The sequence below is a fragment of the uncultured Cetobacterium sp. genome, assembly GCF_947038635.1.
GTDB lineage: Bacteria > Fusobacteriota > Fusobacteriia > Fusobacteriales > Fusobacteriaceae > Cetobacterium_A.
Genome location: NZ_CAMQXC010000089.1, coordinates 1 through 9,109 on the forward strand (window position 1 = coordinate 1; position 9,109 = coordinate 9,109).

A 9,109-nucleotide genomic window follows, 5' to 3' on the forward strand; every position below is an offset into this window, starting at 1 on the left:
ATCAGATAGCTCAGGATTTTAAGTCCTGTGCGTCTACCTATTCCGCCACCCAGGCTTCCTAGTTGAAGGAGCTTGTCGCTTTCGCGCTTCGCTGTCCCTCACGGACATTAATAATAATATCATAAATTATAAACAAAGTCAACAAGTTTTTTTATTTTTTTCAAAGTTTTTTTTTATTTTCTTATATACCTTTTAAAAACCTTTATTTTTCAATGGTTTTTAAAAGGTATCTTATTATATTTTTTTTATAAATTTTTCATAAAATTTTCTAATTGGTTCTAAAATATTTAAAAAAATAAGTAGATTTACTAACTTTTTTTTATAACCTTTTAAAGTTTTAAACTCTAAAAAATAAAGTTTTTTATTATTTCCATGCCAACTTTTTCCCCACCAATGTATTCCATATGTATTTTTAGTTATTTTTTCATAAGAAAATTCCTCTGTAAAATGATACGGATAGAAATATTCATATGGATATATTTTTACTCCATCTTTTAACTCTATAATTTTATTTTCTCCTGTAAAATTATAATCTTTTTTTAATAAATACTGAATTATAGCTGGAATTGTATATACATTTATATTCCATATATCATTTTCATAAAACTCTAACATCTTTTTAAAAAATATATGACCTTTTTCTGCACCTATTATCCCTGCACTTGGTTGATTTTCATCTTCCATTCCTAAAAATAATTTATCTTCTAAAAATCTATCTAGCGGTTTCAAAATTTGCATATCTGAATCTAAATAAATTCCTCCATTTTCATATAAAACTTTAACACGAAAATAATCTGATAAAAATGCCCATAATTTTCTTTTATAGCACTCTTCTAAAAATCTATTTTTTTTTATTTCGTTATAAAAATCTAAATTATCTTCGTTCCACTCTATTATCTCATAATTTGGAAGTTTTTCTCTCCATGAGTTTATACATATATCCATTATATTAGGTTTAGGTCCTTTTCCCAACCAGATGTAATGTATCTTTTTTTCCATAACTCCTCCTAGAAATTAGGTATTTTTTGAGTATTTCCTATATCTTTTCTCATTAATTTCCTCAATAAATTAGAAAGTTTAGGCGTGATATAAACTAACATCTCTTCAAAATTTCTATTTTTTATACCTTTTACATCCTTAAAAATTGTTCTATAATTTTTTAATTTTTCTTTATAATTTTTATTTGAATTTATATATCTATAAACAACAACTTTATAGAAACTTGGTAAAAGTTTTGATAATGCTTCTCTTCCATAATCATCTGTTTTACTATATTCACTTAAAAGCATATAACAAATTTTTTCAAGAGAGTTTATACTCTTATCTGTTATAACACTCATTATACTACCACTTCTCTGTCTATAATAATAAAATGCTATATCTATATATTTAACTCTTTTAGCTTTTAAATAAACCATTGGAGTAAAGTAACTGTCTTCATGTATTAAATTATCATGAAAATATAATTTGTTTTCACATATAAAATCTCTTCTGTAAATATCATCTACAACCTCTTCTCTAAAGCATTTTGTTCCTTGAAAAAGAGTTAAGAAAAATTTTGTTCCTTTTCCAACTGTGAAATCTTTAATTTCTTGAGATCTAAAAAGAGGTTCTCCAATTTTTTCAGCAGAAAAATATCTCATATTTCCAACCATTATATCTAAATCTAATTTTTGTCCTTCTTTAAAAAACTCTTCAAATCCTTTAGAGTCAATTATATCGTCACTATCTATAAATGACAGATATTCACCTTTTGCATCTCTTATCCCAGCATTTCTTGCTGATGATAAGCCACCATTTTTTTTATCTATAATTTTTGTTATTTCTGAATACTTCTCTTTATATTTTTTTAAAATATCTAAACTTCTATCTGTTGAACCATCATTTACTAAAATAACTTCGTACTCTATATTCTCTACCTTATATATACTATCTAAACATTCTTCTAAAAAAGTTTCAACATTATAAACTGGCACTATAAATGTAAGTTCCATAACTTTCTCCTATATATCTCTATTATTATTTTTTCATCAAATTCATGTAATATTTTCTTACGACCATTTTTTCCCATTTCATCTCTTTCTTCATTTGACAAATTAATAAATTTCTCAATTTTTTCTGATAAATCCAACGAATCTTTTACATTAACTAAATAACCATTTTTATTATTTTCAATAATTTCTTTACATCCAGTTACATTTGTTGCGATTATTGGTTTTTCCATACTTGCAGCTTCCATTAAAACTTTAGAAATCCCTTCTCTATAAGATGGCAAAACTACACAATCAGACGAGTTTATAACGTTTTCTACATCCTTACGATGTCCTAAGTACTCTAATATCCCAGCTTTTTCATATTCTGCCATTTTAGCTTCATTTACACCGTTTGCTGCATCTCCACCTAAAGCTCCTAAAAATAAAAATTTAACTTTATATTTCTTTTCCTTAATTATTCTAGCAGCTTCAACATATTCTCTAACACCTTTGTCATAAAAAGCTCTAGCTACCATTAAAAAAATTAACTCTTTATTTGGATTTCTTGAAATTGGTTTAAATTTATCCGTATTAACTCCTTCTCCAGGAAGAACGAATATTTTTTTCTCATTCACAAGACTTTCATCTATTAAACGTTTTCTATCATCTTGATTTAAAACCCAAACTTCTTTAGAGTAATTTAAAGAAATTTTATATAAAGTTTTAGCTATTTTAGAAACAATTCCTCCTTCAACAAAAGAGTAACCTAACCCTGTTAAAACTGCTATGCTTGGAATCTTTGCACATTTTGCTGCTAAAGTTCCATAAATATTTGGTTTAATTGTATAATGAAATATAATATCTGGCTTCTCTTCAATATAAATATTTTTTAATTGAATAAATAATTGAAAATCTTTTACAGGATTTACTCCTCGTAAACTTAATTCTATAGGAATATGTCTAATTCCAAGTTCTTTTGGAAAATCTATCCTAGAATCTTTTGGAGCTATAGCTACTACCTCATGACCATCATCTATTAATGCTTTTATAACTCCATACCTAAATATATATATATCCCAAAGTACATTTGCAGTAAAAAATATTTTTAACTTTTTCATAAATACCTCTCAATTAATATTGTATTAATAGCTCTTTTCCATGACTTTCTTTCAAGTATTTTTTACTTTCAATCAGTTCTTTCTCTCTTTTTTCATAATTTAATTTATTAAAAATAGCATTTTCATATTTATAATTTATTTTATTTCCTGGAAACATCATACTTTTATAGATTCTTATAAAACATAGCAGACATATAATCGTTATCAGAATCTTCTTATTTTCCACATTTTCTATCGCTCTTGTTAAAACTAACCAAGCTCCATAAATAAATAGTATTCCTATTCTTAATGAAACTATCGAAAGCTCTGAAGTAAAAATAAATATAAATATCCAAATATAAGCACTATTTTTTATGATTAAATCTTTTTCATATTTATACGCTAAGAAAAATACGAAAGCTCTTTCTAAATAAAATAGGTTTAATCCTCTTATTAACTCTTTAGGAATTACATCTCTATAATTAATTAATTTATTTTCAAGAATTTTGGGTAAATATTCAAAATTTAATTTAAAAATCAAGTGAAAAATTTTTAAGTCTAGTAAATAATACATACTTCCTAATATAAAAATACTCATTATAATTTTATTTTTATAGTTATAATTTAAAATAAAATACATTGGTAAATAAAATACTGCACTTGTATGAAATAGTATCCCTAATATATTTAAAAATAAGAAAGGAGCTATTTTTCTCTCTTTTATATATTGAATAGAGAATAAGAATAAAATCATTGCTTTTATATTCCTTAATAGCTCTACTTCAATATGTAATCCTTGGATACTAAAAAATATTGCAAATGCCATTATCGGATATTTACAATATTTTTTAAATATAAAATATAAAGCTATAAAATCAATCGTTGTAGTTATCAATTGATAAAAAATATAATTTCTAAAAAAACCTCTAATTAAAGTGGTATATAACATATATCCTTTTTCGTAAATATAAGTTGAGTTCATAAAGGAAGGGTAGTAGAAATACCAATCCCATCCTAAAAATCCTCTAGTTCCTAAAAATATAATTAAAATAATAAGAATACCTTTTAAGATTTTTTCCTTTTGAACTTTATTTTCTGAAAAAACATCATAAACTCCTAACATCAACAATATCAAAGCTATTGATATAAAAATCATTTTAGTTCCTCTTTATAAATATTTATATATTTTTTTGCAGTTCCTTCAATTGAATATGTTAAGCTATTTTTTATACCTGCTTTACTTTTCTCAAAATAATATTTTTGATCTTCTAAACTCATAATTTTTTTAACTAAATCACTTACATCTCCCAATTTAAAAAGAAGTCCACTATCTCCAACAACATTAGCCAATCCCTCTACATCACTTGCCACAATAGGGGTTCCTGCTGCCATAGCTTCTAATGCACTTAAACCAAAACCTTCAAAATTAGATGATTGTATAGCTATATCACTTCTTTTTAAAAGCGCCGGAATAGAGTTTGAATAACCTAAAAATTGAACTCTATCATTTAAATTTAACATCAAAACTTCACGTTTTACAGCTTCTTGAGTTTCTCCTTCTCCAACAAACGTTAATATATAATCCTTTGGTAATTTTTCCATTGCTCGTACTACTGTTAAGTGATCTTTAGATGAGTGAAATCTTGAAACCATTATTAAATTATTTCCTTTTCTCTCTTTAGGCTTGCCCATAAATGCTCTTAATGAAACTCCATTAGGTATAACTTCTATTTTTTTTATATTTAATCCTACCCATCTCATAAGTTCTCTAGCAGTAGCTTCAGATATTGCTATTACTTTATCATAAGAACTATATATAAATTTATCTAAAATTTTATATATCCACTTTTCTCTTCTTCTATTATGTGTACTATGTTCTGTTGTTATATACACTACTTTTTTATTTAAGTATTTTGCAACACTTGTCCAAATTTGAGCATGAACAAGATGAGCATGAACTATATCTATTTTATTTTCTTTTATTATTTTAGATATTTCAAAGGGATTTCTTAAACTAAATTTATCATTTACTTTAAGAGTGTAAATTTTTACACCTCTTTTCTTATACTCTTCTAAAAATTTTTCATTTTTAGTATCTAAAACTAACAATTCTACTTCCATTCCCTGTTTTTTTTGAGCTGGAATTAAATCTAATAGTAGCTTTTCTGCTCCACCTAATTCTAAAGATGTTATTATGTGAAGTATTTTCATTTAATTCTCCTTTTCTTTTTTCCAATCATAATACATTGATTGGAAAAATCTAATTAAAAATTTAGCTTTATTTTTAATTGGAATTTTTTTTCTCAACATATATTGATAATATAACTTTAATCCTTTAGGATTATTTTTTATAATTTCACTAAATTTTCTAGTATAACCATCATCTAAGTATTGATAATAATATATACCTTTATCTATATATCTAAAAATATAATTTTCGCCTATTTGATTCCAAATATATCCTTCTGGAATAAATTTTTCGTTCTCTATTTCTGGAAATGGATATTCTCTCATTATAGCTGTTTTAACTATTTCAGCTTTGTCCCCTAATATTTTTTTATTGTAAAATATATCTAAAGGATTACTATCTATTTGAGCGCCTCCAAAAGTTTCATTTTTTCTTACGCTTTCTCCATTATCAAAAACTTCAACTTTTCTGAATACGATTCCTGCATAATCATCTGGTAAGGTTACAATCTCTTCCTCTATTGTCTCCATTGCTTTTTCACTTAGATAATCGTCACTATCAACAATAAAGAAAAACTCTTTTTCAGCTAAAGAAACCCCTATATTTATAGCTCTCATCTTCCCACCATTTTTTACTCTTTTATATAATATGGGAATCTCATCTTCATCTATAAATTCTTTTATTAACTTTTCAGTTCCATCACTTGAACCGTCATCAACAACTATCCATTCAAAATTTTTTACTGTTTGATTTTTTAAACTTTTATATAGTCTCCTTAATGTTTGTTCTCTATTATAGGTTGGTGTAAATACAGTTATCATCACTCTTACCTTCCTTTTCCAAAAACAACTGTTTTTAAAGTTTTAAATAAAATTACTATATCTAAATATAAGCTATAACACTTTATATAATATAAATCATATTCTAATTTATTTTTAGCATCTTCTACTGTTGCTCCATATGGATACATTACTTGTGCCCATCCAGTAAGCCCAGGTTTTACCATATGTCTTAACCCATAGTATGGAATTTGTTTTTCTAACTCCTTTATAAAAACCATTCTCTCAGGTCTTGGACCAATAAAACTCATATCTCCTCTAATAACATTTAAAAGTTGAGGTAATTCATCTATTCTTGTTTTTCTCATAAAGTTTCCAAATTTTGTAACTCTTGGATCATTTTTTTGAGCCCATTTTGCGCCATCTTTCTCTGCATCCTGTCTCATACTTCTAAATTTATATACAGGAAATTCCTTTTCATTTTCTCCAACTCTATCTTGAGAATATATAATTGGACCTGGACTTTCTATTTTAACAATTATAGCAGCAATTATCATAATTGGAAAAGTTAGAACACCTATCACTATAGACATTCCAATATCAAAAACTCTTTTTACTTTATTTTGAAATTTGCTTCTTAAAATTTCAAATCCATAGGCATTTAATAACCACTCTTCATTTATATATGAAACTTCAACTTTTTTTTCAATTTCTAACATATAATCTAAATATCCCATTACATAAGTATTTCTTAATTTTATTTTTAATATTTTTTCAATCTCTTTTTCTTCTAATTTTATTTTACCTAATAATAAAAGTTTTATATTATTATTTTTTACAAAATCTTCTAATTGATCAATATCATCAATAAAATTAATATATCTATATCCTTCTAATTTTTCTAAACTCTTTTCTAAATTACTTTTTAGCTCTCCAGTCCCATAAATTGTAACAGGTTTAATTCTATAAACACTCATATTTATAATTGTTCTTAAAAAAATAGTAACTGTTGTAAATAAAATAAAAAATATAATTAACCAAAAATCCCAACTTATAAAAAACCAAATAAAAAAGAATATAAAACTTAATCCAATTACAGTTAAATAATTTCTTATTGAATACTTAGGTACATCAAAATTCATTAAATCAAATAAATATAGTCCTAACATTATAAAAGAAAACACTCCAATACCTATAATACTAGTTTCTAATGTTAACCCTAAGAAATTTGTCAATATTAAAAAAAGAATACCTAAAATACCTATATAAAACGCTTTTAACATTAATTCTCACTATCTCCTTCATAAAGGACAACTCTTTCTCCATCCTCTATTATATTTTCATCAGCTCCATTTTTATCATAAAATATAATTGCTTTAAATATTTCATCTTTAGAATCTAAACCATATTCTGAAAATAAAGCTGTCGGGTAAGCCTCATCTCTATAAGATACAACTGTTAGTATATTATTATTTCTAACTAAATATTTTGTTTTTTTATTTTTGCTGGCTGCATCCTCGTCATCTCTACCAATTCTTCCAAGTATCTTACCTAAAATATCTAATTGAAATTTATCCTCATCATTTTTTACTTCCCATACACCTGAATCCTCTTTTTCAATTTTAACTTTTCTCATCTCTTTTCCAGTTTTTAAAATATATCTTATATTTCCCATACTATCAAAAGCAAATGGTAATCCTTCATCCTTTAAATTATAAGAGGCTAAATTAAATCCTGGTTGAATACTTCCAGGAACTCTTTTTTCAATATAAATAGCTGGTAATTTATCGTCTACAGGTATTGTCTTTAATTTTAGTTTTTTACTCTTTATAACTTTTTTATCACTTGGATTTAATTGTTCAATTAAAACTATATTTTCTGATTTTGGATATAATCCTACTATTGGTAAAATATCTCCTGATACATATTTTTTTTCATAGCTAAAATTGGGCATCCCACCTATCCCCATTATTGTTACTTTTAATAGTTCTGTATCATTACTTGGTTCATACTTCATACCATAAGCTAATGGTGTTCGTCCATATGGGTTATATCTTATAAATGGATCTTCAAATGTATAATTTTTCTCCTCATATTCTTTTTTCAATTCCTTTTCATATTTTTCATCTTGAACATACAAATCACCATATAAAGCAGCTTTTCTAATATCAAATCCTTTTAGCATCTCCTCTATCTCTATTGCTAAACTTGGATTTACATTTCCAATTTTATAAAGAGTTTTACTTATTTCGACAATTTCCTCTAAATCATATTTTTTCATATCTTTTTTTTCAACAAATTCAACAGTTATAGGAGATTTAGATAAAATTTCACTTATTTCTATTAAATTTTCTTCTGACAGTTGATCAAAAGTATCTTTACTATTTTTTATTGGCAATAGTTTAGTTATTCTGTCTTTAATTTTTATGACTTCAGGTCTATTTTCAATAGATTTAATATTATTATCAAAATTATTTTTTATTAAATCTTCTTTAAAATACTTACCTAACTCTGGAGATAATAATGCTAGCTCTTTTAAACCTTTTATAACTTTAGCATTTTCTACTGCTTTATTATAATCTGTATTTTCTGAATAAGAAGCTATATCTGGATTATTTATAAAATCAACTAATTTTCCATCTTTTAAAATAGAAGCTGCCATTTCCATTTTATCTGGAGATAAACTCTCTAAAATTCTTTTTAATTTATTATCTCTTAATTTTATATCAAAAATTTTTTCATTTTTTCTCTTCTCACTATTTTCATATATCTTAGAAATGTTTTTATTATTTTTTAATATGTTTTCTATTTTTTTTCTATTAAATAAGATTATAAAACCGATTATTATTATTAATATAGAAATTATCGATACTATTGCTTTTTCTTTTTTTATCATATTTTAATATTCACCCCGTTTTTAAATTTTTAAATTCCTTACTATTATACACTATATTGAATTAATTGTATAAAAAAAAGAGCTAAAAAGCTCTTTAAAGTTAAATATTTTTCCAAAAAATAAAAAATGGCGCTTCTTGCTGGGCTCGAACCAGCGACAACACGATTAACAGTCGT

General features: G+C 25.0%; 8 protein-coding genes. All 8 read right to left on the reverse strand.

Annotated features, from left to right (window positions below):
• Positions 1-234 precede the first annotated feature (234 nt).
• Genes Q0V08_RS08635 through Q0V08_RS08670 form a run of 8 tightly spaced genes read right to left on the reverse strand, consistent with a single transcriptional unit; the run spans position 235 to position 8,933 of the window.
• The gene (locus Q0V08_RS08635) at positions 235-999 is read right to left on the reverse strand and encodes a glycosyltransferase (protein WP_297433943.1); all 765 of its coding nucleotides are present in this window, start codon (positions 997-999) and stop codon (positions 235-237) included.
• 8 nt (positions 1,000-1,007) lie between these two features.
• The gene (locus Q0V08_RS08640) at positions 1,008-1,994 is read right to left on the reverse strand and encodes a glycosyltransferase (RefSeq protein ID WP_297433945.1); all 987 of its coding nucleotides are present in this window, start codon (positions 1,992-1,994) and stop codon (positions 1,008-1,010) included.
• Entirely contained in the window at positions 1,976-3,091 is a 1,116-nt protein-coding gene (locus Q0V08_RS08645) for a glycosyltransferase family 4 protein (protein ID WP_297433947.1), read from the reverse strand. The genes Q0V08_RS08640 and Q0V08_RS08645 overlap by 19 nt, the downstream gene beginning before the upstream one ends.
• Before the next feature lie 13 nt (positions 3,092-3,104).
• Positions 3,105-4,226 (reverse strand): EpsG family protein, encoded by a 1,122-nt coding sequence (locus tag Q0V08_RS08650; RefSeq protein ID WP_297433948.1) that lies wholly within the window; start codon positions 4,224-4,226, stop codon positions 3,105-3,107.
• Positions 4,223-5,281, reverse strand: a complete 1,059-nt coding sequence (locus Q0V08_RS08655) for a glycosyltransferase (RefSeq protein WP_297433950.1) — start codon at positions 5,279-5,281, stop codon at positions 4,223-4,225. The genes Q0V08_RS08650 and Q0V08_RS08655 overlap by 4 nt, the downstream gene beginning before the upstream one ends.
• Entirely contained in the window at positions 5,282-6,079 is a 798-nt protein-coding gene (locus Q0V08_RS08660) for a glycosyltransferase family A protein (RefSeq protein ID WP_297433956.1), read from the reverse strand.
• A gap of 5 nt (positions 6,080-6,084) precedes the next feature.
• The gene (locus tag Q0V08_RS08665) at positions 6,085-7,320 is read right to left on the reverse strand and encodes a sugar transferase (protein ID WP_297433952.1); all 1,236 of its coding nucleotides are present in this window, start codon (positions 7,318-7,320) and stop codon (positions 6,085-6,087) included.
• A complete protein-coding gene (locus tag Q0V08_RS08670; RefSeq protein ID WP_297433954.1) occupies positions 7,320-8,933 on the reverse strand; it encodes a hypothetical protein in 1,614 nt (537 codons plus the stop codon). The genes Q0V08_RS08665 and Q0V08_RS08670 overlap by 1 nt, the downstream gene beginning before the upstream one ends.
• Positions 8,934-9,109: the final 176 nt, after the last annotated feature.